The organism is Bacillus seohaeanensis (assembly GCF_042684945.1).
GTDB classification, from domain to species: domain Bacteria; phylum Bacillota; class Bacilli; order Bacillales; family Bacillaceae_B; genus Rossellomorea; species Rossellomorea seohaeanensis.
The window spans coordinates 598,805-624,757 of record NZ_JBHUMF010000031.1; the positions used below are offsets into that span (position 1 = coordinate 598,805).

At 36.9% G+C, this 25,953-nt stretch carries 25 protein-coding genes; 7 read left to right on the forward strand and 18 right to left on the reverse strand.

What is annotated here, in order from left to right:
- Positions 1-72 precede the first annotated feature (72 nt).
- The 8 genes from ACFSUL_RS16285 to ACFSUL_RS16320 all read right to left on the reverse strand — a co-directional run bounded on the left by ACFSUL_RS16285 (position 73) and on the right by ACFSUL_RS16320 (position 10,295).
- Positions 73-510: an SWIM zinc finger family protein gene (locus tag ACFSUL_RS16285; RefSeq protein ID WP_377936992.1), complete on the reverse strand. Its 438-nt coding sequence runs from the start codon at positions 508-510 to the stop codon at positions 73-75.
- Between the two features lie 128 nt (positions 511-638).
- A complete protein-coding gene (locus tag ACFSUL_RS16290) occupies positions 639-2,063 on the reverse strand; it encodes an alanine/glycine:cation symporter family protein (RefSeq protein ID WP_377937736.1) in 1,425 nt (474 codons plus the stop codon).
- Positions 2,064-2,314: 251 nt separating this feature from the next.
- Positions 2,315-2,923, reverse strand: coding sequence for a protein kinase family protein (locus ACFSUL_RS16295; protein ID WP_377936993.1), 609 nt, complete (start codon positions 2,921-2,923; stop codon positions 2,315-2,317).
- Between the two features lie 459 nt (positions 2,924-3,382).
- Positions 3,383-3,541 carry a DUF1540 domain-containing protein gene (locus ACFSUL_RS16300; protein ID WP_071412382.1) on the reverse strand — a complete coding sequence of 53 codons (159 nt, stop codon included), beginning with the start codon at positions 3,539-3,541 and terminating at the stop codon, positions 3,383-3,385.
- 150 nt (positions 3,542-3,691) lie between these two features.
- Positions 3,692-6,127 carry a DNA topoisomerase IV subunit A gene (gene parC / locus ACFSUL_RS16305; protein ID WP_377936994.1) on the reverse strand — a complete coding sequence of 812 codons (2,436 nt, stop codon included), beginning with the start codon at positions 6,125-6,127 and terminating at the stop codon, positions 3,692-3,694.
- A gap of 3 nt (positions 6,128-6,130) precedes the next feature.
- Positions 6,131-8,101: a DNA topoisomerase IV subunit B gene (gene parE / locus ACFSUL_RS16310; protein ID WP_377936995.1), complete on the reverse strand. Its 1,971-nt coding sequence runs from the start codon at positions 8,099-8,101 to the stop codon at positions 6,131-6,133.
- A gap of 343 nt (positions 8,102-8,444) precedes the next feature.
- Positions 8,445-8,852 (reverse strand): CoA-binding protein, encoded by a 408-nt coding sequence (locus ACFSUL_RS16315; RefSeq protein WP_377936996.1) that lies wholly within the window; start codon positions 8,850-8,852, stop codon positions 8,445-8,447.
- 147 nt (positions 8,853-8,999) lie between these two features.
- Positions 9,000-10,295: a purine/pyrimidine permease gene (locus tag ACFSUL_RS16320; protein WP_377936997.1), complete on the reverse strand. Its 1,296-nt coding sequence runs from the start codon at positions 10,293-10,295 to the stop codon at positions 9,000-9,002.
- A gap of 421 nt (positions 10,296-10,716) precedes the next feature.
- Between ACFSUL_RS16320 and plsY the strand changes: the two genes are divergently transcribed.
- The 3 genes from plsY to ACFSUL_RS16335 all read left to right on the forward strand — a co-directional run bounded on the left by plsY (position 10,717) and on the right by ACFSUL_RS16335 (position 13,357).
- Positions 10,717-11,298: a glycerol-3-phosphate 1-O-acyltransferase PlsY gene (plsY, locus tag ACFSUL_RS16325; RefSeq protein ID WP_071412387.1), complete on the forward strand. Its 582-nt coding sequence runs from the start codon at positions 10,717-10,719 to the stop codon at positions 11,296-11,298.
- 424 nt (positions 11,299-11,722) lie between these two features.
- Entirely contained in the window at positions 11,723-12,886 is a 1,164-nt protein-coding gene (locus ACFSUL_RS16330) for a CapA family protein (protein ID WP_377936998.1), read from the forward strand.
- Positions 12,887-13,066: 180 nt separating this feature from the next.
- Positions 13,067-13,357 carry a HesB/YadR/YfhF family protein gene (locus ACFSUL_RS16335; RefSeq protein ID WP_377936999.1) on the forward strand — a complete coding sequence of 97 codons (291 nt, stop codon included), beginning with the start codon at positions 13,067-13,069 and terminating at the stop codon, positions 13,355-13,357.
- Positions 13,358-13,421: 64 nt separating this feature from the next.
- Here ACFSUL_RS16335 and ACFSUL_RS16340 read toward each other — a convergent pair whose 3' ends face one another.
- The 7 genes from ACFSUL_RS16340 to acnA all read right to left on the reverse strand — a co-directional run bounded on the left by ACFSUL_RS16340 (position 13,422) and on the right by acnA (position 18,798).
- Positions 13,422-13,724: a hypothetical protein gene (locus ACFSUL_RS16340; RefSeq protein ID WP_071412390.1), complete on the reverse strand. Its 303-nt coding sequence runs from the start codon at positions 13,722-13,724 to the stop codon at positions 13,422-13,424.
- Positions 13,725-13,781: 57 nt separating this feature from the next.
- Positions 13,782-14,198 (reverse strand): acyl-CoA thioesterase, encoded by a 417-nt coding sequence (locus ACFSUL_RS16345; protein ID WP_377937000.1) that lies wholly within the window; start codon positions 14,196-14,198, stop codon positions 13,782-13,784.
- A 133-nt stretch (positions 14,199-14,331) separates the two neighbouring features.
- On the reverse strand, positions 14,332-14,559 hold the full coding sequence (gene tlp, locus ACFSUL_RS16350) for a small acid-soluble spore protein Tlp (protein ID WP_071412392.1): 228 nt from the start codon (positions 14,557-14,559) through the stop codon (positions 14,332-14,334).
- A 79-nt stretch (positions 14,560-14,638) separates the two neighbouring features.
- Positions 14,639-14,782, reverse strand: coding sequence for an acid-soluble spore protein N (locus ACFSUL_RS16355; protein ID WP_071412393.1), 144 nt, complete (start codon positions 14,780-14,782; stop codon positions 14,639-14,641).
- 240 nt (positions 14,783-15,022) lie between these two features.
- Positions 15,023-15,166 carry an FbpB family small basic protein gene (locus tag ACFSUL_RS16360; protein ID WP_084778361.1) on the reverse strand — a complete coding sequence of 48 codons (144 nt, stop codon included), beginning with the start codon at positions 15,164-15,166 and terminating at the stop codon, positions 15,023-15,025.
- A gap of 115 nt (positions 15,167-15,281) precedes the next feature.
- A complete protein-coding gene (locus ACFSUL_RS16365) occupies positions 15,282-15,878 on the reverse strand; it encodes a peroxiredoxin family protein (protein ID WP_377937001.1) in 597 nt (198 codons plus the stop codon).
- A 208-nt stretch (positions 15,879-16,086) separates the two neighbouring features.
- Positions 16,087-18,798, reverse strand: a complete 2,712-nt coding sequence (gene acnA, locus ACFSUL_RS16370; protein WP_377937002.1) for an aconitate hydratase AcnA — start codon at positions 18,796-18,798, stop codon at positions 16,087-16,089.
- Positions 18,799-19,189: 391 nt separating this feature from the next.
- On the opposite strand from acnA, the gene sspO reads away from it, so the two are divergent.
- Positions 19,190-19,339, forward strand: a complete 150-nt coding sequence (gene sspO / locus ACFSUL_RS16375; protein WP_071412396.1) for a small acid-soluble spore protein O — start codon at positions 19,190-19,192, stop codon at positions 19,337-19,339.
- Between the two features lie 57 nt (positions 19,340-19,396).
- Here the strand turns inward: sspO and ACFSUL_RS16380 are convergent, their stop codons facing one another.
- Together ACFSUL_RS16380 and ACFSUL_RS16385 are read right to left on the reverse strand one after the other, a co-directional pair.
- Positions 19,397-20,794: a vWA domain-containing protein gene (locus tag ACFSUL_RS16380; RefSeq protein ID WP_377937003.1), complete on the reverse strand. Its 1,398-nt coding sequence runs from the start codon at positions 20,792-20,794 to the stop codon at positions 19,397-19,399.
- A 164-nt stretch (positions 20,795-20,958) separates the two neighbouring features.
- On the reverse strand, positions 20,959-21,219 hold the full coding sequence (locus ACFSUL_RS16385; RefSeq protein ID WP_377937004.1) for a hypothetical protein: 261 nt from the start codon (positions 21,217-21,219) through the stop codon (positions 20,959-20,961).
- Between the two features lie 192 nt (positions 21,220-21,411).
- Between ACFSUL_RS16385 and ACFSUL_RS16390 the strand changes: the two genes are divergently transcribed.
- On the forward strand, positions 21,412-21,552 hold the full coding sequence (locus ACFSUL_RS16390) for a small acid-soluble spore protein P (RefSeq protein ID WP_071412398.1): 141 nt from the start codon (positions 21,412-21,414) through the stop codon (positions 21,550-21,552).
- A 138-nt stretch (positions 21,553-21,690) separates the two neighbouring features.
- Positions 21,691-22,095 (forward strand): Hsp20/alpha crystallin family protein, encoded by a 405-nt coding sequence (locus ACFSUL_RS16395; protein ID WP_377937005.1) that lies wholly within the window; start codon positions 21,691-21,693, stop codon positions 22,093-22,095.
- A 345-nt stretch (positions 22,096-22,440) separates the two neighbouring features.
- Here the strand turns inward: ACFSUL_RS16395 and ACFSUL_RS16400 are convergent, their stop codons facing one another.
- Positions 22,441-24,687 carry an AAA domain-containing protein gene (locus ACFSUL_RS16400; protein WP_377937006.1) on the reverse strand — a complete coding sequence of 749 codons (2,247 nt, stop codon included), beginning with the start codon at positions 24,685-24,687 and terminating at the stop codon, positions 22,441-22,443.
- A 258-nt stretch (positions 24,688-24,945) separates the two neighbouring features.
- Here ACFSUL_RS16400 and ACFSUL_RS16405 point away from each other — a divergent pair, with 258 nt between their 5' ends.
- Entirely contained in the window at positions 24,946-25,905 is a 960-nt protein-coding gene (locus ACFSUL_RS16405) for an alpha/beta hydrolase (protein ID WP_377937007.1), read from the forward strand.
- Positions 25,906-25,953 lie beyond the last annotated feature (48 nt).

The window sequence follows — 25,953 nt, forward strand, 5'->3', positions numbered from 1 at the left end:
ATACTTTCTCTCCTTTAGTATGGTGATTATTCATATGTTCACCAAAGAAGGAAATATTATGTAGAAAGTGAATCATTTGTTATTTCTATGTAATTTCTGCAGTAATTGTAGCTTTTGGTCATCATTTTTCACTAACTCATAAATAAGTTGAATTAAATATTCTTTGTCTTGAGTTAAAAGTAATTCTTCTAACTCTACTTGCTCTATACTTGCTTCGCTATCCATTTCTTTTTCTACTTGCGGATAGTTTTGGACAGTATAAATAACAGCAATTATATGTTTGCAATAATCGTCATAGGGACAGCTACAAATACTGTTAGTAAAATCCTCGACATCGATAACTACCTTATAATCGGATGCATAACTGCCACTAACGTTAGCATGAATATAATGACCTGAAAACTCCACTTTTCTAACAGTTTGTTTATTAAAATACTCTATTCCTCTTCCAATGATATGTTCTTTACAGTAAATTTCTACATCGATAAGCAAACTACTATAATCATTCACGGTCTAACATCCTCCTTTTTTTATAAATTGAACAGTGGCAGCCTGTCCATTGGCTTCTATCTGATTTTTTCTCTTAGCTGCAAAATCAAGCTAAAAGGACCAGTTTCCACTGATCCTTTTTTGAAATGTTACTTATTTGACTTTTCCAATCCAGGATTTTCATCCCAGCATTCAATTCCTTCTAACCCTTCAATAGAATTAGAGTAGAACACAGGGTTTTTTCCTTGTTTTTTCTGTTTACGATAATCTTTTAATGTAGCGAGTGCTATTTTTGCTAGTAACGTAATCGCTATCAAGTTTATAATCGCCATGATACCCATAAATAAGTCCGCAAGACTCCAAACGACGGATAACTCAACTGTTGCACCGAAAATAACCATGCCGACCACTGCTACACGGTAAATAAAGAGAGCCGTTGGACTATATTTGATAAACTCGATGTTCGTTTCCCCGTAATAGTAGTTTCCAATAATAGAACTGAAAGCAAATAAGAAAATCGCTACGGCAACGAACATATTTGCCCATTCTCCAACGTGAAAGCTAAGTGCTGCTTGTGTCAATTGAATTCCGTTCAGGCCACCTGTGTATTGATCAGAAAGAATAATCATAAATGCTGTACAAGTACAGATAATTAATGTGTCTACAAATACACCTAATGTTTGAATAAACCCTTGTTTAGCTGGGTGGGAGACAGATGCTGTCGCAGCAGCATTAGGTGCACTACCCATACCTGCTTCATTGGAAAACAGCCCACGTTTAATTCCCATCATAATTGCGGCACCGACACCACCACTAACTACTTCCCTAATTCCGAAAGCACTTTCAAAAATCAATACAAACATATCTGGTAATAGACCGATGTTTGTGATTAGGATAAATAACGATAGGAGAATATAAAGTATTGCCATAATTGGCACAACAAGTTGTGTGAAATTTGCAATTCGCTTTATACCACCGAAAATAATAACCGCTGTTAATATCGCTAACACAATTCCAATCGTTAAGCGATCCACTTCATACGATTCTGCAATAGCTAAAGAAATCGTGTTCGACTGAACAGAATTAAACACTAACCCAAAACAGAAAGTAATAATAATGGCAAACAAAATTCCCATCCATCTAGCATTTAACCCTTTTTCCATGTAATAGGCAGGTCCCCCGCGGAAACCATCTTTATCTTTTACCTTGTAAATTTGTGCAAGTGTACTTTCGATAAAGCTTGTCGCTCCTCCAAGTAAAGCAATTAGCCACATCCAAAAAACCGCTCCTGGTCCTCCAGATGCAATAGCAGTGGCTACCCCTGCAAGATTACCAGTACCTACACGAGATGCTGCACTAATAGTAAATGCTTGGAATGACGATATTCCACGCTTCCCATCTGCCGAAACGGTAGACTTGTCTGTTAGTACTCGAAGCATCTCTCCTAAGTATCGAAATTGAGCAAACCTAGTTCGAAAAGTAAAGTACAAGCCAAGCCCGATTAAAGCAACAATTAATATGTAAGACCACATATAATCATTTAAAACTCCGATAAGCCAGGTAAAATAATCCATAAATGTTTTTTCCTTTTCCATGTACGCGCCTCCCTGATGCAAAAATAACTATTACTTTGTTCTAGTATTTACTGTGTACACAAATGTCCACTTTACTAATCTATCAAAAATAAAAATTCCTATCAACATAAAGCGGAACTTTCCACAGTGAGAATTCTTCCGCTAGCTGTTAATTTTGTACATGTAAAAGAGAAGGCAGCTATTGAAAAATGCAGAATAACTATTAAATGGATGATAATTTTAAGCACTAGCTATAGTATATTTGTAGGTAAAAGTTGTTTTTTATATAAATAGGCAACCCCATTTATGATGGCTGAAGGTATTTTTTTAGGAAACCATTTTTTTGAATAAACTTTTTCATGTGCTTTTTTTAAGTCATCCCATTGTTTGCATTGCTTTGTTTGCCGGAAGCGTGCTACATCAATCAATTTAATTAATCCGTCCACCGTTATAATAATATTACGCAAATGGATATCGGATGGATTAAGCCCCTTGCTTCTTGCAAACGTTAACGCTCTTTCTACTTCTTCTATGTGATAAGTAGAGATCTCCACTCCGCTTTCAAGACATTCATAGAAAGTGCGCCCTTCCAATAAATCAATCAAAATATAGCCAGGTCCATTCTCATGTAATTTCGGGAAGTACGGATTGTCCCCTAATACCTTGTATATTTCTGCTTCTATATCAGCAGTAGGCAACTGCAACGGATAAAACACCTTTAAAGCCAAATTTGTATTGCGTGGTTGAAATACAGCTGCACTCCTACCAATTCCTATCAACTGTAGTTCTGGCGAGAAAGACTCTATTTCATTTTTCGATGTGAATTTAACACTTTTGACTAATTCATTTACAGTTTTCAAAGGAATGTTCCTTTCTGAAAGGGTCTTTTATGCCTGTTACTTCATAATTCAGAAAACAAAGTAGTTTATAAAAAAAGACCATACCGCTTATTTGGCAAGGATCTTATATAGTCGTTTAGTTTTGTATATATTAATCTGTTACAGCTTTATCGTCAAATACTTTGCTTTCTTCTAGAATGTATTTGTCACTATTCATTACGTTCATTATTTACACACAACAGTGACAATTAACTGAAGCAATAGTCATGTTTAAACACTTTATACCTTGTCCGTTTTTTCTTAGTAAAAGATGCATTTATAAGATTTTATTAAAAAAAGAAAAATTTAGAATATCCCTGAATAATAACGATAATTATTTTCAATAATAATAACAAAGAAGGGTTCAAAGAAATCCATCTACGCTCTTGATAGAGATCTTTTGAACCCTTCGAAAAAAGAATGTTATCTATGTTTGTTTAGTTAAAAGTCGGATGGTTCGAATGTTTTACAGTCTGTTTCCTTACTATTATGAGCTTCGTCTCCTTTATGGCTGACAACATATATTTCTGAGGCACCACATTTGTTTCCTTTTTTATAATATACGCAGTTGCTTACTTCGCATAATACATCTTGAGCCAATGTTAAACACCTCCTCGTACTTGTTAGATTTCTCATCTCGTCCCCTATTCATACACATATAAAATAAGCTTATTTAGGAATAATAGGAAGCTTATTTATATTTTTACAATAAAAAGCGATTACTATGGGTACCCACAGTAATCGCTTTTTTTACTTCGTATCTTCTTCGACTTCTTCCTTCCACGAACTTATAACAGTACCGCTATCGGCTTCGTCGATTACAAACGAACCATTTGAATAACGGTCATTAGGCCGTAGGTTAGAAGATGGAATCGTTTCAATAATTCCTTTTTTCGTTAGTATGGATACACGTTCCTCATTATGGACAATTTCCATTCCGGCTAATCGATGCGGGTTTGATTTTAATTCACGAAGCATCACGACACCTCGTTTTGCTCTTGAAGTAATCTCAAACTCGGAAAACTTCATTTTCTTTACCGCCCCCCGCTGTGTAACAACGAAAATCGATTGCTTATTGGAATCACTGACAACTTTCCCACCAATAACAAAGTCTCCATCTTTTAGGTTAATCCCTTTCACACCTGCTGCTCTTGGCCCAACAATATTTACTTCTTCTTCTGGGAACCATAACCCATAACTTAAATGAGTAGCAATAAACAGTTGTTTTGAACCGTCTGTTAAGTGGACGTCTACTAACTCGTCATCCCCTTTTAAATTAATAGCAACAAGTGGACGTGAATGGCGTTGCGCCTTGTATTGACTTAGCTCTGACTTTTTCGCCATTCCATTTTTCGTGATGAATAGTAAATAGTTCGATGAAGAAAATTCTTTAACTGGTATTGCTTTTAAAATTTCTTCATCGCGATCAATTGGAACGATATTACCTATATGCTGACCAAGGTCTTTCCAGCGAATATCTGGTAATTCGTGAACAGGGCAGTATAAATAATTTCCTTTTGTTGTGAAGAGTAGCAGCACATCGGTCGTATTCATTTCAAATTGACTTAATAATCTGTCTGTCTCTTTCATCGCCAGATCTTTCCCATTTGATGCAGCAAACGATCGTAGGCTTGTACGTTTAATGTAACCATCACGAGTAACTGTCACCATTACATCCTCACTTGCAATAAGGACTTCTAAATTAATTTTGATTTCCTCTATTTTCTCTTCAATTTTTGTTCTCCGTGGTTCATGAAACCGCTTTTTGATTTGCTTTAATTCTTTTTTAATAACACTTACTAGCTTTTTTTCGCTTTCTAAAATAGCAGATAGTTCTGCAACCTTTTCTGCAAGCTCTTTTGCCTCTGCTTGAAGAGCGGTTATATCTGTATTCGTTAATCGATACAGCTGTAAAGAGACAATTGCTTCTGCTTGAGCTTCAGTGAACGCAAATTTGGTTATTAAATTATCCTTTGCATTACGTTTATCCTTTGATGCACGGATTGTTGCAATAACTTCATCGAGAATGGAGAGTGCTTTTATTAGCCCTTCAACAATATGCTGCCTTTCCTGCGCTTTATTTAATTCATATTTTGTTCTATTTGTAACAACTTCCTTTTGATGTTCAATATAAGCATCAAGCAGCTGTCGTAAGCCCATTAGCTTTGGCCTACGATTATGAATGGCAACCATATTGAAGTTATAGGTTACTTGCAGATCACTATTTTTATATAAATAATTTAGGACACCTGTTGCATCCGCATCCTTTTTTAATTCAATAACAATTCGGAGGCCTTCACGATCTGTTTCATCTCGAACTTCTGAAATGCCCTCTACTTTTCGATCTACACGAAATTCATCCATTTTCTTTACGAGGTTTGCTTTATTTACTTCAAACGGAATCTCTGTAATGACAATTTGTTGTTTGCCTCCGCGTATGTCTTCAATTTCCGCGTTACCTCTAATGACAATTTTTCCTTTTCCTGTCTCGTACGCTTTTTTTATTCCTTCTACGCCTTGAATAATTCCGCCTGTAGGAAAGTCAGGACCTTTCATGACTGTCATCAGTTCATCAACAGTCGTTTCTGGATTGTCCATTCTCATAATCGCTGCATCAATTACTTCTCCTAAATGGTGAGGCGGAATATCTGTAGCATAACCAGCAGAAATTCCTGTCGAACCATTAACTAACAGATTCGGGAACCTAGCAGGTAAAACGGTAGGCTCTTCCGATGTGTCATCAAAGTTTGGTACAAAGTCGACCGTCTTTTTGTCGATATCACGAAGAAGTTCCATCGAAATCGCAGACAGTCTTGCTTCTGTATAACGCATCGCAGCAGGAGGGTCTCCATCAATACTTCCGTTATTCCCATGCATCTCTACAAGCATATTTCGAACTTTCCACGTTTGGCTCATACGAACCATTGCTTCATATACGGAACTGTCCCCATGCGGGTGATAATTACCAATAACATTACCAACCGTTTTAGCTGATTTACGAAACCCTTTTTCTTGCGTATTACCGTCCACATACATCGCATATAAAATGCGTCGTTGCACCGGCTTTAGTCCATCTCGTGCATCAGGTAATGCACGTTCTTGAATAATATATTTACTATAACGTCCAAATCGGTCGCCTAATACCTCTTCTAAAGGCAAATCTTGATAGCGTTCAACAGTTGTCATGTATTATACCTCCTCTGCGACCGTAATATTTTCATTTTCTAAAATGCTTCCATCTTCTTCAAGACCGAAGGCAACATTGCTTTCAATCCATTTTCGGCGTGGCTCTACCTTGTCCCCCATTAACGTTGTAACGCGTCGTTCTGCCCTTGCAGCATCATCTATACGTACACGAATAAGAGCTCTTGTAGAAGGATCCATCGTTGTCTCCCATAACTGATCAGCATTCATTTCCCCAAGACCTTTATAGCGCTGAATCATATAGCCTTTACCGACTTTCTTTATAACATCTTGAAGTTCGTCATCTGTCCAAGCATATTCTACAACCGCTTTCTTTCCGCTTCCTTTACTCACTTTATATAACGGAGGAAGAGCGATATATACTTTGCCCGCTTCTATTAATGGCTTCATATAGCGATAAAAGAAGGTTAACAGAAGTACTTGTATATGAGCACCGTCTGTATCGGCATCTGTCATAATCACGATTTTATCATAATTAATATCTTCCACATTAAATTCAGGTCCAACCCCAGCACCAATGGCATGGATAATCGTATTGATTTCTTCATTTTTAAAAATATCCTGCAACTTCGCTTTCTCGGTATTTATTACTTTTCCTCGTAAAGGGAGAATGGCCTGGAATTTTCGGTCTCGCCCTTGTTTTGCAGACCCGCCTGCAGAGTCACCCTCTACAAGATATAATTCATTTCTTTGTGGATTCCGAGATTGCGCAGGAGTTAATTTTCCTGATAGCACGGTTTCAGCACGTTTACGCTTTTTGCCACTCCGTGCGTCTTCCCTTGCTTTCCTAGCAGCTTCCCTAGCTTGAGCCGCTTTGATTGCTTTCTTAATTAATAAGGAAGATGTATCGGGATTTTCCTCTAAAAAGTATAAAAGATGCTCAGAAACGACAGCATCAACACCAGAACGTGCTTCACTTGTTCCAAGCTTCCCTTTCGTCTGTCCTTCAAACTGCAGAAGCGCTTCCGGAATGCGAACAGACACAATCGCTGCTAATCCCTCGCGAATATCTGTTCCTTCCAGGTTTTTATCTCGCTCTTTTAAAATACCTACTTTTCGAGCATATTCATTAAACACTCGGGTCATGGCAGATTTAGCACCTGCTTCATGTGTACCGCCATCTTTCGTCCGAACATTGTTAACAAAAGACAAGATGTTTTCAGAAAATCCGTCATTAAATTGAAATGCGAATTCTACTTCAATACTGTTTTGCTCTCCTTCAAAAAAAGCAACAGGATGAAGCGCATCTTTCTCTTCGTTTATATATTGAACGAATGCTTCAATTCCGCTTTCATAATAAAAAACCTCTTTCTGGTCATGGCGTTCATCTCTAATAGTGATTTTTAGACCTTTTAGAAGAAATGCGGATTCCCGTAATCTTTCACATAGCGTATCGTAGTTATACGTAGTTGTATTAAAGATAGTATTATCTGGTTTAAATTGAATAGTTGTTCCAGACTTTTTCGTTTTTCCAATTCTTTCTAACGTTGTTTTAGGCTTACCACCGTTTTCAAATCGCTGCTCATAAATCATACCGTCACGGTGAATCGTTACAACGAGCCATTCAGACAAAGCATTAACTACAGAAGCCCCAACACCATGCAAGCCTCCACTTGTTTTATATCCACCTTGACCGAACTTACCACCAGCATGAAGAACAGTTAAAATGACTTCTGGCGTCGGTTTGCCAAGCTTATGCATTCCCGTAGGCATCCCGCGACCGTTATCTTGAACACTAATACTATTATCTTTATGTATTGTGACGGTAATTTCGTCTCCAAATCCTGCTAATGCTTCATCAACAGAGTTATCTACAATTTCATATACAAGATGATGTAACCCTTTTGTGTCGGTTGATCCAATATACATACCAGGTCTTTTTCTAACTGCCTCAAGACCTTCGAGTACTTGAATCGCATCATCGTTATAATCCATGGACTTTTTTTGTTTGGCCACGAACATTCCCCTTTCAAAACTACTTTCTCATCCAATAGTGTCTGATGAGTATTATTGATTATATGTATTAAATATAACACAAGAACATTTGTTCGTTCACCTTTTTTGAAAAAATCGTGGTAAACGTCTATTGCTTATTTTACTGCTTTATTTTATTTTCGCAAAGGTAAATTCCATAAAGAACAGGAAAATCTCCTTATCTACACCTGATTTGTTCGCCTATCTAGTATACATCTAACGGGAAATTTAGAGGGAGATTATAATCATTAAAAGCAAGTTAGTTAAGACAGTGCTTGTAGAAAATAAAAAAACAAGCGGGCATGTTCCCGCTTATTCCAATAAATTATTTGGTGAGAGCGTGTTCTACTTTAATGCAGCGATCCATAATAACTGTATATCCACGTTCTTTTAAAAAGCGATATGCCTCTTCATTTGTAAGTCCTAACTGTGCCCAAAAAACCTTACCGTCCATTTCATCAAACTCTTTTGCCACTTGTAATAAATGTTCCGACCTTCTGAATACATTCACAATATCAACAGGTCCTTCAATATCCTTTAATGACGAAACTGCTTTTACACCAAGAGCTGAGTCAATGGTAGGATTCACTGGAATAATTTCATATCCATTGTCCTGCATTGCTTTTGACACCATATAAGAAGTACGGTTTTCATTATCGCTAAGTCCAACAACCGCTATTCGTTTTGACTCTTTTAGGATTTTTCCCATTTCTTCCCGTGATGGGTTCTCCATAATTGTTTCACTCCTTAAAATTAATCACTGTCAACTAGCTAGTCTTGTTTGTTATTTACCTATTATACAGAAGATAGAATGTGTATCCAACGTTGATAACTTTTAAAAATTATCTATTTAATCAATAAAAAAACGGACAGCAAGGATTTATCCATTGCTGCCAGTAAATTTAGCTTCTTTTCTAATAAGGTACTGCTCTGCAACAATTGCTACAATCGTACCTAGTATAAGTCCATTGTTTAATATCGATGCCACTACAACTGGAACACCTGTAAAAGCGGAGGCTGGAACAAACATCGCTCCCACACCTGCAATAAAAGAAATCCCTGCTACAAAGTGGCTTCTTTCTTTATTTTGTTCTTTTCTATACTCCCCTAAAGCCATTCCGACCATATTAATGAAAATAACAAATGTGACCGCATACCCGACTGGTGCCGGGAGAGTTGCTAGCAAATTCATTAAAAATGGGACTAAACTAACGAGAAGTACCATTGAAGAACCGATAATAAACGGAATAATCGATAATATGCCCGTCGCAGATACAAATCCTGCCGAACCAGAAATCGGTACCGAACCAATCGCAGAAAATATCCCACCAAATAGCTGGTTTATTCCTGAGGCGAACCCGCTCTTTGTATACCTGCTATAAACAGGTTGATTAGTTGATTTCATGACTTCCTCCATTACCCGAATAGAAGCAATCATGTTCGTTGTTAACAGAAATGTAATAAAGATAGACGTGACAACAATACCTGTGTCAAAAACAGGTGCTCCAAAGGCAAAAACTTCTGGAAGAGAAATAAGTTCGTTGGAAGTAGCACCTTCTTCTGTAAGTCCCATAAGAATAAAAAGCAACCATCCACTAATTAATGCAAGGATTATGGAATATTGTTTTATCCATTTCTTTTTATGACTAGAGAAATATAAAGCTAATAAGAAAGTAACAAGACTTCCTACCAAAACCCAAACATCTAATTCTTTATGCTCTCCACTAATTCCTAACATGCCGGTAATGAAAGATCCGCTTAGTTGAAGGATGAGAAGCATTAAGTAAATGAATGTAATAGTTGGAGTAAAAAGTGCGGTCAATCTCTTCAGAATTCCTGTAGCAGCTAGAATAAAAAAGATAATACCGCTTACAATCATCCCACCTTGTAGCACTTGTAAAACTTCTTCACTAGAATCATATAAAGTACCACTAAACCCCGCATAGATGGCAAATACTCCCCACCATAAACCCGCTGGACCTTCGTTTATAGGAAGTTTATGACCAAAAAAAGCCTGAATAAGACTTGCCGCTCCCAAAACAAAAATCGTCCTTTGGATAAAATCTGCTGTTTCAACGGGAGATAACTGAAATAAATCAGCTATTGCAATCGGTGCAGCAATAGATCCTGCAACCATGAATGCAACCCATTGTAAAGCAGCAAAAAACAATTGCATAGTAACACCTTCATTTCTTCTATGTATCTCTTACTCAATTATTCTAACATATGGAAAAAGAAGTCACACTATAATTTGACACGCCATGATTATGGAAAACCCATGTTTATTTTCTCTACGACCTATTCATAAAACGCTATATTTTTAGCTAATCATGAACGATAACTAACTAAAGTGGATAACATCCAGAAGGGAAAAAAGTCTGTGTTTTTAAGGTTTATCTATTCTCTATTCTCGTTGATTACCTTTAACAAATAGCTTTGTTTTCAAGCACTAACAAAGTAATAGATAGTTAGCTCTTTTTCACTTGTATTATCAACCTTTATGAACAGGTAATAATTTTTTCTGCATAAACTCCCTTCTCATCTCAAAACATGGTAAAATAAAAGTTACTAGGTATTTTTACAAAGGAGCAGTGTCTATGATTTATGCTATTATTATACTTCTCGCTTATCTTTTAGGCTCCATTCCTTCCGGGTTAATCATCGGAAAGTCTTTTTATGGAATCGATATTCGTGAACATGGGAGCGGAAATTTAGGCGGAACCAATACATTTCGAACGCTTGGGATTAAAGCAGGCTTAATTGTAACCATTATGGATATTTTAAAAGGAACCTTAGCTACTTTACTTCCGTTATTGTTTGCTAGCGATATACATATGTTGTTGGCAGGGATTATTGCAGTTGTTGGTCATATGTTTCCTATTTTTGCAGGCTTTCGGGGCGGGAAAGCTGTTGCAACGTCTGGTGGTGTGTTGTTAGGGTATGCACCGCTTCTTTTTATCCTCCTTTTGATCGTCTTTTTTATTGGGTTATATATAAGCAAATATGTCTCTCTTTCGTCTATGTTGGCGGGTCTTTTCGCTTTCATCTATACCCTTTTTACAGGAGATATTCCTTTAATTATTGTAGTAGGACTTCTTACTAGTTTTGTGATATACAGACACCGAACAAACATTGGGCGGATTAAAAACAAAACAGAACCAAAAATTAAATGGTTGTAACAAAAGCGGATGCGGTTTAATTAGCTCGCGAAAAAAAGATAAATTCTCCCATAAAAGTTCTTTTGGCCTCTTTCGGAGAATTTATCTTTTTCACAGTGGGCTAGTCGCTTTCGCTCGATGAGAACCAAAACATAAGCTGCTTTATCAGAGAGGACAAGCAAATGGCATCTTTACTAGTGGACTCTTTTAACCTTCTAGTGCGAACTCTCTCCGATAGCCGATAGAACTAGAAAAAACAGAATCTTCTATAGGGTTCTGTTTTTTCTTCGTTTGCCAACAAATTACTGCTTGTTAAATGAAATTAGCATAAACCCTTTTATAACAGTAAATCCTATACCCAAAAGATATTCCATCATTTTTCCCCAAAAACCTACTTATTTTGTGTACAATAGTTCTAAAAGCACTTATTAAAGGATGGTTACTAGTGAAAAAGAAGTCTTTATACGTAGGTATTATCACCTCCACTATATTTATTTTATCAATTGTTGTGCTCTTATCGATTCAATACAGTGAATGGAATGCAACAGAACAAAGTCCTGATCCAAAAACGATGGAGACTCATGCAACGAGAGAAATCAATACGCTTAGTAAAAATACGAAAACAAGGGCCACAATTGGAGCAATTGGGGATATTCTTCTGCACCATACGGTTTATAATGATGCCAAAACAAATGGTACATATGACTTTTCAGCAATGTTTAGTCCAATCAAAAGTATGCTAGAAACACCTAATTTTCTCATCGCCAACCAAGAATCAATGCCAGGTGGTACCCAACTAGGATTATCAAGTTACCCGCTATTTAACAGTCCACATGAAATTGTAAAGACTCTCCAAAACGTTGGAGTTGATGCGGTTACAAATGCCAATAACCACTCCCTTGACCAAGGGGAAGAAGGAATCTTAAGCTCAATTGCTTACTATGAAAAAATAAACATGCCCTATACGGGAGCTTTTAAAAATAAACAGGACCAACAAACTATCCGTACATTTAATGTGAATGGAATCTCCTTTGCTTTACTTTCCTACACGTATGGTACAAATGGCATACCTGTACCAACTGGGAAAGAACATTTAGTGAACCTTCTTGATGAACAAAAGATTAGTACGGATATAAAAGAAGCAAGAAAACAAGGGGTTGACTTAGTCGTCTTAAGTTTACATTGGGGGAACGAATATCAACGGTTTCCTACAGACGAACAAGTGAGATTAGCAAAGAGTTTAACAAATAGTGGTGCAGATATTATATTTGGTCACCACCCTCATGTACTGCAGCCGATGGAAACCTATAAGACGAAGGATGGGCGTGAAGCAGTTGTTATTTATTCTTTAGGGAATTTCCTTTCTGGACAGAAGGACGATTACAAAGATATTGGCGGAATGGTCACCGTCGAAATAGAAAAATCAATAAGTAGTGATGGAGTCAAAATTAGCTACCCATCTGTTCAATTTAACCCCACTTTTGTAGCCGAAGCTAACTATCAAAACTATCGAATATACCCACTAGCAGATGCGCATCAAAAAGGGTTAATCGCAAATTCGGAAGAAGAACTTGTCTCACATATGTCGGATGGAATTCATAAGGAATAAAAAGTGAAGCGAGAAAAACAGGGGCTGACCAAAAATACACAAATTCTTTCATTCAATCAAAAGCTGAATATTAGATGATAAGGATATTATGTGTGTATAATAAGAAAATGAATCAATGCTTGCCTAGGACACCCTATTCAAGAAAAAACTGTCCGCCACAGTGTGGAAAGGAGACGAACCATGAAAATACACCTATCTGATCGTGCAAAACAATGGTTTAAAGAGGAAATGGACGTTGAAAAAGGAGATTATATTAAGTTTTACGTTCGCTATGGAGGCTCTAGTCCTCTTCACGATAGCTTTTCTTTAGGGGTCACTAAAGAAGAACCTATTACTGTAGGAGAAGAAGTAGAAGTCGATGGCATCACCTACTTTGTTGAGGAAAAAGACCTCTGGTTTTTTGATGGCCATGATTTGCACGTAGAATTTGATGAAACATTAGACGAACCAAAATATGAGTATAAAAAGTAATGTGTAGAGTAAAAGCAGGCCTCCTTTTGAGACCTGCTTTTGCCTATTATAAAAAATTTTTCTTTTACTCCCTTTTAAAACGTTCAAGTTGAGCGGAAAGTCCTTCTTTACTTAGTATCTCTTTTTGTGTGTCACCTAATAAGTCAAAATGCGGATAACCTTTCCGATGATGAATCCATTCTTTTTTCAAACCGTATTTTTGTCCCCATAAGGATAGCTTGTCTATATTGTTGCAACCTACTTTAGTAACCGTCGTACAGCCCGGAAATCGATCATCTAACCAATAATGCGTTAAAAACGAAATATTTCCTTCTTCTATGTTCTTTTTCCACTGTAGTAATTCTGTTTTTTTTATACCAAAAGCCATTATTATTAGTCTTTCCTTTCATCTAGGCATAAATCGATTCCTTACGTGGCGTAATTATCACTTTTTCGCCTGTTCATATGCATGATGCCAATCAGGAAATGTTCTTCGAAGCGAAATAGGTCGAAAGCTTCCTTTCTTTACACAAACATGCTGCGAATTGGCTGTGACAGATAAATCTCCATTTTCATTATAAATTTCGTAACCATACGTGACACGCAATCCATCGTATAACTCAATCCATGTTTTTACCATTGCTTTTTCTCCGTATCTTACTGGGCTTTTATAGCTTATGTTTAAATCAATTACAGGAGAAATAATCCCATCCGCTTCCATTTCGGCATATCGAAATCCTAAATCCTCCAGTAACTTTGTTCTTCCTAACTCTAGCCAAACTAAGTAATTTGCATGGTATACTACACCCATTTGATCCGTTTCCGCATAACGTACTTCAATTGTTTTTTCAGCTATGTGCACGATACTCACCCTTTGTTAGATTATGTATATTAATTCATTTTAACATATTAAGATAAAAAGTACTTTTCATACGCTCGTAGAAGTCATCTTAAAAAGGACTGCCTGAGATAGGCAGCCCTTTTCTTTCGTCCAATTATTGCTTGTGTTGTGCTTCGTCTTTTATCTCACTACGGAAAGAATCGATACTTTCTCGACGGCGTTCGTTTTTCGCTTGAATAGACTGAAGCTGTTCTTCGCTATCCGTATACGCCATCGACTCTTCCGCTCTCTCCATGTTCTCTATTGTATGGTGAACCATACTCTGAAGCTTTTCTACATTATCACTACGATCATCTGGATTTGGAGTATTATTTTTTGCCATTGTAAAAAACCCCCTTCAAAATATAAGTTAAAACCATACTTTTTCATTCTTTACTATGCCAAAGACAAAGGTAAATGATTTACTCACCTTTTGTTTGAATTACTTGTGCATGCTTACCTGATTTGTCTTGCATTTGTTTTCCTTTATTTCCCCCAGCTGCACGCGGCTGAGTTCCAATGTGGTTAGGTGTATAAGGTTTACTATGTCTTTTTGGATTACCCATTGATATCCCTCCCCTACTAAGTATCATTTCCAAAATCGAGGGAAGTTTAAGGCGTAATAATTGGCAAATAAAAAGAAAAAATTACAAGTTATCCTATAAGTACTGACATCTGTTTTAGCTTTTTTGCACACTAGGATTCATTTTCTTATTTAGTACATTCCTAAGTGCCTGGAGGAACTCTCTCCTGCATGCAAAATGACGCCCATTTTCTAACGAGAACGACCAAAGCCGAGTAGCAATCTACTCGGCTTTGTCAATTCGTTTTATTTCTAATCGTGCATCAATTCTTTCCTCAATAGCATCTAATGCCTCTTTATCCATCATTAACTGGCGTTTATTTTCCTTCACTAAGTCAGAAAAGGACTTTTTTCTTGGTCTGCGCATAATACATTCCTCTCTTTCTGTAATAGCCTTGTGGTATGTATTATGGACAAATTTCTGACTTTTTATAACATTTAGGAATATTTTGTGTGGTCCCACTTTTTTATAGGTCCGTCCCTCAGTCTATTAGTGTGGTAAAGGATTCTTCAGTGAGGGCCCCGATGTGTTTTTTGGTTATTTTTCCGTTTTCATCAATAACGATGGTGGTTGGGATTGCAATAATTCCATATTGGTTGTTTACCTTTTCATTGCTGTCTAAAAGTATCGGGAATGTTAATCCCATTTCTTGTTTGTATTTTTTTACATTATTTTCAGGATCAATATTGATAGCTAGTATTTCTACCTTTCCTTGATTTTTATCGTAAAACTTTTGCATCGCAGGTAGTTCCTCTTTACATGGTGGACACCAAGTCGCCCAGAAGTTCAATATAACGGTTTTTCCTTCATATTGTGATAAGGTAACGGTTTCTCCTGATAATGTTTTTAATGTGAAGTCAGGTGCTTTGTCGCCTTCTTCTATAAAAGGGTAGTCATTCGACGCAGCAGCACTGCTCACGTATCCTTCATCCACATCAATAAGCTGGTCAAATTCCGCTTCTGCTTGTTCATTATGTTGAAAAGGAGCTAGCGGATTTAAGGTAGGGTCAGATTTGTTTTCTACATAAACAATAACGATCATTCCAACGATTAATAAAACTCCAAAAATTTTTTTCAAAACAAGGCCTCTCCTTTTTGTTTCTTATTCTTAAATGTATATGAGAGGTTGTCTATATTTAGAATAGCCGGAAAGTATGTCTCCGTATGCTAAAAAACTTTAATCGCTGGAGCTCACCGTAGATAATCCCAACGGAGAATCCATTTTATCATATGCAAAAAAACCCCCAGCTGATAGTAATCAGCTGAGGGTTTTCAATTAGTTATTATTATGCTTTCAATTTGTCGCGAAGTACCATTTGTAGGATACCGCCATGACGATAATAATCTACTTCTACATCAGAGTCGAAACGAACAAGTGCTTCGAATTCTGTAGTCGTACCATCTTCAGCAACTGCAGTTACTTTAACGATGTCACGTGGTTTTACGCCTTCACTAATTTCTACAGAAATGCTTTCTTTACCGGATAGCCCTAGTGTTTCAGCGCTTTCGCCTTGTTTGAATTGAAGTGGAAGTACACCCATCATAACAAGGTTAGAACGGTGAATACGCTCATAACTTTCCGCGATAACTGTTTTAATGCCAAGTAGGTTCGTACCTTTTGCAGCCCAGTCACGAGAAGAGCCCATACCGTAATCTTTACCAGCAAGAACAGCTAAGCCTGTTCCTTCTTCTTGATACTTCATACAAGCATCGTACATTGCCATAACATCGTCTTCAGGCCAGAATGTTGTAAATCCACCTTCTGTACCAGGAGCAACTTGGTTACGGATACGAATGTTTGCAAATGTACCACGCATCATTACTTCATGGTTACCACGACGAGAACCATAAGAGTTAAAGTCACGAGGCTCTACTCCGTTAGCACGCAAGTATTTACCAGCTGGTGTATCTTTACCGATCGCACCAGCAGGAGAAATATGGTCTGTTGTTACAGAATCGCCGAACTTCCCAACTACACGTAAGCCGTCAAGCGGTTTAATATCCTCTGGAGTTGGTGCTAATCCAACAAAGAATGGAGGATTTTGAATGTACGTGGATTTATCATCAAAGCTGTAAAGTGGTTCATTACTTGTTTTGATTTCATTCCAACGTTCGTTTTCACTAAATACATTTTCATATTCTCTACGGAACAATTCAGGAGTAACTGTTTTCTTCACAGCATCTTTCACTTCATCTTGTGAAGGCCAAATGTCCTTGAAGAATACATCTTTTCCATCCTTATCTTTTCCGATTGGATCCACTTGTAAGTCGATATCCACCGTACCAGCTAATGCATATGCGACAACTAATGGAGGTGAAGCAAGATAGTTCGCTTTTACTAACGGATGGATACGTCCTTCAAAGTTACGGTTACCAGATAAGACAGAAGTTAATAGAAGATCTGCTTCCGATACAGCCGTTTCGATTTCTGGACGAAGAGGACCAGAGTTACCGATACATGTTGTACAACCATAACCAACTAGGTTGAAACCAATTTTTTCAAGATAAGAAAGAAGTCCAGAATCTTTTAGGTAACCTGTAACAACTTTTGAACCAGGTGCTAAAGATGTTTTTACATAATCCGGAACATCCATTCCTAATTCTACCGCTTTCTTCGCAACCAAACCTGCTCCTAACATTACATAAGGGTTAGAAGTATTTGTACAAGATGTAATCGCCGCAATACCGATTGCACCTGTAGGCATTGTTACTTCTTTTCCATCTTCTGTAACATATTTAGCTGTTTTATCGATTTCTGTTTTATCAAGGCCAAAACCTTGAACGCCTTCTTTAGCTGTGATGGCATTGTGGAATGATTCTTTCATATTAGAAAGTGGAATTAAATCTTGCGGACGTTTTGGTCCAGAAAGATTTGGTTCTACTACTGAAAGATCAATTTCTACAACATCTGTATAAACAGGCTCTTCTTTTTCAGGTGTAAAGAACATATCATTTGCTGTTAAGTATTCTTCAACAACGCGGATTTGTTCTTCAGAACGACCTGTTAAACGCATATAATCAAGAGATTCAGCGTCAACTGGGAAGAATCCACATGTCGCACCATATTCCGGTGCCATGTTTGCGATTGTTGCACGGTCTGCTAGTGGAAGTGTTGCTACTCCAGGTCCAAAGTACTCAACAAATTTTCCAACTACACCTTTTTGACGAAGTACTTGTGTAACTTTTAATGCTAAGTCAGTAGCAGTTGCTCCATTTGGAAGCTCTCCAGTAAACTTAACACCAACTACTTCTGGAATTGGGAAGTATGAAGGCTGACCAAGCATTCCTGCTTCTGCTTCAATTCCACCTACACCCCAACCTAAAACTCCGATACCGTTAATCATTGTAGTATGAGAGTCAGTACCTACTAGTGTATCTGGATATGTTTCAAATTCGCCGTCTTCGTTTTCCACAGCATGAACGACATTTGCTAAATATTCTAAGTTAACTTGGTGAACAATACCTGTTGCAGGTGGCACAGCACGATAGTTTTCAAATGCTTTTTGTGCCCAGCTAAGGAATTGATAACGTTCTGCATTACGTTCAAATTCAAGATCCATATTTGCTTTTAATGCATCATTTGTTCCATATTTATCTACTTGTACAGAGTGGTCGATTACAAGATCAACTGGAATTTCAGGGTTGATTTTGTCTGGGTCTCCACCCATATCAGCCATTGCTTTACGAAGGGATGCCAAATCAACTACTGCTGGCACACCAGTAAAGTCTTGTAAAATAACACGTGAAGGTTTGAAAGGAACTTCTGCGTCCTTAACCTCCTTAGATCCCCATTTTGCTAAATTTTCAACATGATCTTTGTTAATTACACGTCCATCAAATTGACGAAGTACAGATTCAAGCAATACCTTAACGGAATAAGGTAAGCGTGAAACCTTTGCTACGCCTGCTTCTTCAAGAGCTTTTAAACGATAAAAGTTATAGCGTTTTCCTTCCAATTCAAAAGAAGATCGCGCGTTAAAAACATCGTTTTTTGCCATCTCGATTCCCCCTCTAACTTGAGATAATGCAAATATTATTTTTTGTCGAAAAGTTTAAATTATCTGTTAAACTAACTCTTCACACATTCTTATCTTAATACAAGCGATTACATAAGTAAATAACAATAAAGTTATTGTTTTTGATAAGTTTTTCTTATGAAAAATAATGAACAACTTCAACTTTACAACAAAACCCTATTATAACAACGTTTTCCTAATTGTCGCATCCTGTCATATACATATCTTTATTATTGTAAAAAAGCAAAAAAATAAAATTTCTCCCTGTTTCTTTATTTCGACATCTCTTCTATTTACAAGATAGTATTTATCACTTTTTCCCATTAATAGTCTGTTTTTAATGTGGGATTCTAGTAATACGGAGGTGTTAGGAATGGGTAAGCGTAAAGCAAATCATGTTCGTTTAGGGATGAATGCAGCGAAGGCACAAGGACAGGGTGCAGGATATAACGAAGAATTCTCGAATGAACCGTTAACAGAAGCACAAAAACAAAACAATAAAAAACGAAAAACAAACCAATAACCTTCATTAAAGGTCCGTCCCCCATTGCTTTAACGTAATGAGGGACGGACCTTTCCTCTATTCGTATTTTGCTTTCCATTCTTCTACTTCTTGTTTGATTTCGTCTCCACGCATTTTTATATGATCGATGACTTTTTGTCGTTGCTCGGAAGTAGCATCCATTTTCATACTGTAAGCGTCCGATTGTATATTTTCCAATTCAGTTAGTATTTCATCTTTAACTAGTTCTTCTTGACGCAGATAGCGAATAGCTGTGTTTACACGATTTGACTCTCGTTTGACCGCTGTTTTAAATTTATTTCCTATTTCAGCATCATACCGGTCATATTCTCTGATAAAATCCCAACCAATTGGTGCTTCCATATGAATCCATGCTAATGTTCCTAAACTTGGTTTCCACTCTTTTTCTATCGTATTATACAGTTCTTCTTTGGTTTTTACTGTCGTATAGGTGCCTTCTCCTGCTTCTGATACTGCTTTCAATTGTTTTTGCCCTTTGTCATCTACATCAAACCCAATAATATTTACCTCCGCTTTAATATTACTATCAGAAAGTCTTTTTGCGGCTGCAACAGGATCGCCATCACAGGTTTCGATTCCATCACTGACGATATAAACTGTATTTTGATTATTTTCGCTTGAATAATTTTTTAACATTTCGTTCGCTTTGTCTATTCCAGCAGCTAAAGGTGTCCATCCACTTGCCTCAAAGGACTGAAGTGCTTGTTGAAAATCACCCTCTTTATAATCGCCTAGTGTATACATTGTTTCAATCTCACGGCATGACTTCACTTTATCAACGTCGCTACCAGTTCCAATATGTCCATAAACGATTAGTGCTGTTTTTGCTTTCTCTCCTAATTGGCTTGCAAATTTCTTTACCGCATCTTTTGCTAATTCCATTTTCACACCACCTGGAACTTTCGCCTTCATACTTCCGCTAGCATCGATAAGAATGACTGCATTTTGTTCCCTTGGTCCCCCGTTACTATTTGCAGAGTCCCCACTAGGACCACTTGGCAAATTTGGCTCTTCAAAGTTTGGCTCAAAATTACTTCCTTCTTCTATTACTGTTGAATATTTTCCGCTTCCTACTTGTGAAATAATAAAATTATATATTTCTTGTGGATCGTCCTGCTTTGTCTTTTTTATGTATTGTGTCAAGTTAGACTGAAGCTCTTTTGTAAAATCCCCCTCTAGTTTCGTCTGATATGTATCTTTCTCCGCTAGTTCTGCATCTTTTAAATATTCCTCCACCAGTTGACCTATCTTTTGTTTTGGGAGATCTTCTTTTTTACTAGGTGCAATGGGAATTTCACTAAAAGCTTCTGCAGATTCCTTTTCCTTGTCTTGCGCTGTTTTTTGAGTTTCTGTTTCCTCCGTTTTTGTTTCCTGCCCGCAGCCGCTTAACAAAAGTAGAAAAACAAGAAATAAACCCCCGTATATTTTTTTCAATGTAAGCATCCTTTCCCGATAATCGTTCTTTTTCTGTGCTGTTTCCTAGAATAAAAAAGAAACTCTGCTCAATAGATACGGGCAGAGTTTCCATTATGTTTCATGAATAGATTTATTTAAGTAAAAGTACCTAGGTACTTATTCTAAAAGTCCTAGAATAAAAACTATGGTTGTTGATTAACTTCAGAAACAATCGAAGATAAATCGTCTCTGAATCGTTCAAGTTGCTGTCGTTGATGTTCAGATGCCACTTCTAAAGCATTTTCAATTTGTTGATACGCTTCATTTACTTCATTTTTTAAATGAGCCAACTGCGACCCGTAGCTTCCACCATCAAGAACAAGTTCATTATAACTATCTCTCACCTCTTCAAACCCTTGCTGTGCAGCTTGAAAAGCTTGTTGCTTATTTTTATGATAAGGCATACTTGTCATCTCTCCTTCTAAAATAAAACTGTTAGGAAATTATTGATGAGATACATGGGAATTAGTCTACATTCCCCAATCCCTTTTCAAACAGAACAATGTGCATTTTTATTTTAGGCAAAAGTTTTTCATTTTATACCTGTGTATATTCAGGCTACAACGAAACATTCTAATGATAAGGAGGGATGGAAATTGACAAATAAAAATAACGGAAAAGATATGCGAAAAAATGCGCCAAAACAATCAGGGCAACCAGAACCATTAAGCGGTTCACACAAAGTTAAAAACCGAAACCACACTCGCCAAAAACATAATCAAGGTCATGACATGTAACGAATACGTCACGTAAAGGTCCGTCCCTCCTCACTGTAAAGCGGCAAAGCAGTGAGGGACGGACCTTTGGTTTTAGAGTACCCACACGTTTACAAATAGAAAGAATATAATGAGAAAAAGAAAGCGTGGGGGCTCGTCATGTCAAAGTCAAGCGAGGACTTTCAGCTTGAACGTTGGGAGGAATGGATGAAAGAGTGGCTTTTAGATCCTTCGATATCCATTTTGGACGAATCAGAATTTCATATGGATTTATATGATACAACCGAATCACTCATTGTTGAGGTTGATACAGAACTGTTTTTACCAGAAGAAATGATATTAAAAAGAGAAGAAAACGAGCTGACGATTGAACTAAATGGGAAAGATGAGGAGAGAATGAGAAAGCGAAAAATTAAATTTCCTTTTTCCCTTCTCGAACGTCCAATTACCTTTAAATTCCTTCATCATTCCATTGAAATATCCATTCCTAAAAAAACGTCACCTTGTACAACTCCAGCTGTCATGAGAGTACAGGGGCAATGTCAAGAGGATCGTTATAAATAAAAAGATAGAAGGCTTCCCTTAAGATAGCCTTCTCTTTTACGTAAGCAGTCCTTCTTGAGCAATCCTTCCTGTTACCTACCTTTTTTATTTTGCCACTTAAATTATGTCCTCTATCGAATTATATCTTAATGGATATAAAACAAAAGGCATGGTTCATTATCTAGAAGCAGACTACATCAATTTTACTTTCTGTAAAAAGGCAGGAAAGTTAGAGAAGTACACTTACTCCTTAAAGGTTAGTTCGGGAGGAACTATGCTGAAGTTGCTTGTTTCACTGCTAGCTTCACAATGGCAGTTATCAATAAAAACTATTTATTACTAAAAAACAAGTCAATAGAAAAATCACTATCGACTTGCTTCTTTTTCTAGTATCATTTTATAAAATTGATTGTACAATTTTTTTGAAAATAGCCTAATTAAGAAAGGGAATTTTTCTTGTAACACAGCCTCGCCGAAGCCAAACCATAGTACTTTTTCATCAAGTCCAATAAAAGGGACACTAGAAGATGTTAACTGGACTTTTATTCCTAAAAATTCTCTCGTCTTTACTTGTTTACATAATATTATTATATTAACCTTGTTTTTCACTTCTTCCAATACAGCAATAATCGAATCTGGAATATCTTCTATGCTGTTAACAGCTACTACTATCTTTTCCTTACTTGCATGTAGGTCTTTGCTTAATCTTGAATAGTCATTTTCTCGATACCATCGTAATCGCTTATTTATCAATACTGGTAAGTGGCTCCCTGCGGTTTCATTATGTCCGTTTTCCTTTAAATAGTGCAGTAGGTGATTAATTGGTTTGGATGGAGATAGACGTTTTTGAAAAAAGCGTTCCTCTCCAACACAAATGAATTTCCCTCGTGCCCTTGTCACTGCAACATTTATTAATCTATCGCTTTCCCTCTTCGTAAAAAGTGTCCCAGGTTTATCCGCAAACGCTCCATCAACTAGATCGAAAAGGACAATATCTTTTTCCGAACCTTGAAAGCGATGAACAGTTGATGCATAAATGTCTACTTTTTTCCCTATCTCTTTTTCATGGAAAAACACCTCGATTAGTGCTGTTATCCAGGAAGCCTGCTCCCGGTATGGCGTAACAATACCTAAAGAGGTAGATCCAGCTGCTACCGCTTCTAATGCCAGCTGAATAGTTAATAGGCTTGAAAGCAGGTTCCATTTAGAACCATGAATACGTCCTCCCCAATTTTTTGTTGATTGGATGTTAAGAAGTACGGCTGCTTTGTTTGGAAACGGCGGATTATTGCTGATATTTTCTCGATGACCCCATACATCTGGATGATCCGTAACATAGTTATGATAAATAAACCTGTTTGTAAAGCCAGAAATAACTGGGTGCATTCTTCTTTGTTCAGGCAGAAGCATTAATTGTGGATGATATCGTTTTTGTTCAACTGCTGACACAACTTGTGAAATATGAAAAATATCTTCCTTCAACCATTTTTTTGCTAAATGATGATAAGAAAGACTAATGGGTGGAAGTTGTTTGAAATCACCACAAACGACAACTCTTTTCGCAAGTGATGCTGCAAATGCTACTTGAGGAACATACGCCATGCTTGCTTCATCAATAACAACTAAATCAAAGTCTTCTTCATAAATCGAAGCATCTATTGCCGCTTTTGATAAAGTCGTTGCTATTACTCGTGCATTTTTCACAACAGCAGACTCTTCTCTTTTTAACTTGTCTTTCATTTTGTGATAATGAAGCTCTGACTTTGTTAAGCGCCTTGAATCCTCATTGGAGAAGTTTTTTTGCAATCTATTTTTTAAAATTCTTCTGTACTTTTCTAACTTCTGCATTTTTTCTGCATCATCAGGATTTTCTGACTGAATAATTTGCATAACATTAATATCAGCAATTTCTGCCATCGAAGGTTTCGCACTGTTCCCGTACCGTACGACCTCCCCCTTTTTCCACTTGCCGTTTTCTTGTAAAAAGTGATGCATCTCTTCTACTAATACATCTACCGCAGCATTGCTATGGGAAAGCAGCAATATTTTTTTCCCTTCTGTGTAATGATACGCTGTCACTCTTGCTAATGTATAGGTCTTTCCAGTGCCAGGTGGTCCCCAAATAAATGTTGTATCATTATATTTACTTCGAAGATACGCTTCATGCAGTAAGTTTTTCACAAGATGCTCGGGGTGCTTTATTTTATTGGATGGCTTTACCAACTGTTTGATTCTGTTAACTTTCTTCTCTTCTTCTATCAATTCTTCTAGTCTTTTAGACAACTGTTCTAAAAGGTCCCACGGCTCATTGACGAGTAGCCCTTTTGAAAATTCACTCCCTAAAAAGGTATCCAGTTTCACAATACAATCTCTTTGGTCAGAACTAAGCACAATACCAGCTATTTGTTCTTTCCCTTTATGAATGGACACCGAACCGCCTTCCATTAATGCTAACGGATACTTCGTCGTCACCCAATAGACAAACATATTTTCTTCTTTTCTTAAACAGCGTGCATGTTCAATCGTTACGCCTCTATTGTCATTGTTCTGTAATTCTTTAATTTCTGACCATAACGCTTTTTTCCATTGATCTATTCCATCGATAATATCCATTTTCTCACCTTATCTTTTTGATGCTCGATAACTATTTTCTTCCGCTTTTATTTTTTGGACAAAACCACTCTTCAAGTTTAAGAAACCGCGAGAATTATTCACAAAATTTTATCATAGCAGTAATTTCTAAAGTTGTGAAGAAACATGTCACCTTTACTATTTTCTCTTTTCCGGTAAAAAGGACTTTATTTCGGCTTATTATACTCGTTTTTGAACAAAATACATATAAGTAATTGGATTGGATAAGGAGATTTCACAATGAGCAAAATAAAAGAAATACATGACGTTTTAGAGCGTCTGTCACACTGGGAAAAACCATTGCGTTTCCATACACCAGTAGAAAAAACCTCTGACATTAAAGCATACCTTGATTACTATGGCTTTACCCTAGAAGATATTGATTTTCATTTTGGAAAAGTAGACATCGACGGCATCAAAATAATCGTACAAATTTTTTCGCCAAAAGAAAGTATTGGAACGGTGTTTTTATTGCATGGTTATTTGGATCATGTCGGCAGTTTACAAAACATGATTCACTACTTAACAAAACACAACTATAGTGTGATTAGTTATGATTTACAGGGACATGGACTTTCCGGTGGGAAAGCTGCTTCAGTAGATGACTTTTCCGATTATGTTTTAACGCTAGAAAAATTGATGCAACGAGCAAGGAACGAGAGGTCTGATCCATTTTATGTTATCGGCCACAGTACAGGAGGAGCCATAGCAATTAATTATGTACTAAAACACCGTGACCATCATTTCCGAAAATTAGTATTGGTTGCACCACTTATAAGATCAAATTATTGGTATTTGACGAAATTAGGCTATTATCTTGCGAAGCCATTTCCGTTTATTGATGATATCGCTAGAAAATTTCGGAAGAACTCTTCTGACCAAAAATATCTCGCTTTTACAAAAAAAGATCCTTTACAACCAAAAGTGCTCCCACTAAATTGGGTCGGCGCCCTGTTAAATTGGAACAAAGAAATTCATGCATACAATCCGACGAACACCGATACTTGTATCATTCAAGGAAACAAAGATAAAACGGTAGATTGGGAATATAATCTTACATTTGTCCAAAAAAAGTTTCGCTCTTTACAAGTATTTCATATTAGCAACGGAAGGCATGCATTATTTAATGAGAAAGAACAAATACACGAAGAAGTCTTTGCTAGTATTCATCAATTTCTAAAAGAGGGTGAATCTCACTGAAAAAATTTTTGATTGTATTTTTCACCTAAATTAAAAGACTACTCCACC

Bases quoted from the DNA above. Each gene is read 5' to 3' on its own strand.
- ACFSUL_RS16315 (WP_377936996.1), bottom strand. From the start codon at position 8,852: ATGGAGAACCCATCACGGGAAGAAATGGGAAAAATCCTAAAAGAGTCA.
- ACFSUL_RS16340 (WP_071412390.1), bottom strand. From the start codon at position 13,724: ATGGCTTTTGGTATAAAAAAAACAGAATTACTACAGTGGAAAAAGAAC.
- ACFSUL_RS16385 (WP_377937004.1), bottom strand. From the start codon at position 21,219: ATGCCTTATCATAAAAATAAGCAACAAGCTTTTCAAGCTGCACAGCAA.
- ACFSUL_RS16395 (WP_377937005.1), top strand. From the start codon at position 21,691: ATGTCAAAGTCAAGCGAGGACTTTCAGCTTGAACGTTGGGAGGAATGG.
- ACFSUL_RS16355 (WP_071412393.1), bottom strand. From the start codon at position 14,782: ATGGGTAATCCAAAAAGACATAGTAAACCTTATACACCTAACCACATT.
- parC (WP_377936994.1), bottom strand. From the start codon at position 6,127: ATGACAACTGTTGAACGCTATCAAGATTTGCCTTTAGAAGAGGTATTA.
- ACFSUL_RS16290 (WP_377937736.1), bottom strand. From the start codon at position 2,063: ATGGATTATTTTACCTGGCTTATCGGAGTTTTAAATGATTATATGTGG.
- ACFSUL_RS16400 (WP_377937006.1), bottom strand. From the start codon at position 24,687: ATGGATATTATCGATGGAATAGATCAATGGAAAAAAGCGTTATGGTCA.
- sspO (WP_071412396.1), top strand. From the start codon at position 19,190: ATGGGTAAGCGTAAAGCAAATCATGTTCGTTTAGGGATGAATGCAGCG.
- plsY (WP_071412387.1), top strand. From the start codon at position 10,717: ATGATTTATGCTATTATTATACTTCTCGCTTATCTTTTAGGCTCCATT.
- ACFSUL_RS16360 (WP_084778361.1), bottom strand. From the start codon at position 15,166: ATGCGCAGACCAAGAAAAAAGTCCTTTTCTGACTTAGTGAAGGAAAAT.
- ACFSUL_RS16405 (WP_377937007.1), top strand. From the start codon at position 24,946: ATGAGCAAAATAAAAGAAATACATGACGTTTTAGAGCGTCTGTCACAC.
- tlp (WP_071412392.1), bottom strand. From the start codon at position 14,559: ATGGCAAAAAATAATACTCCAAATCCAGATGATCGTAGTGATAATGTA.
- acnA (WP_377937002.1), bottom strand. From the start codon at position 18,798: ATGGCAAAAAACGATGTTTTTAACGCGCGATCTTCTTTTGAATTGGAA.
- ACFSUL_RS16320 (WP_377936997.1), bottom strand. From the start codon at position 10,295: ATGCAATTGTTTTTTGCTGCTTTACAATGGGTTGCATTCATGGTTGCA.
- ACFSUL_RS16335 (WP_377936999.1), top strand. From the start codon at position 13,067: ATGAAAATACACCTATCTGATCGTGCAAAACAATGGTTTAAAGAGGAA.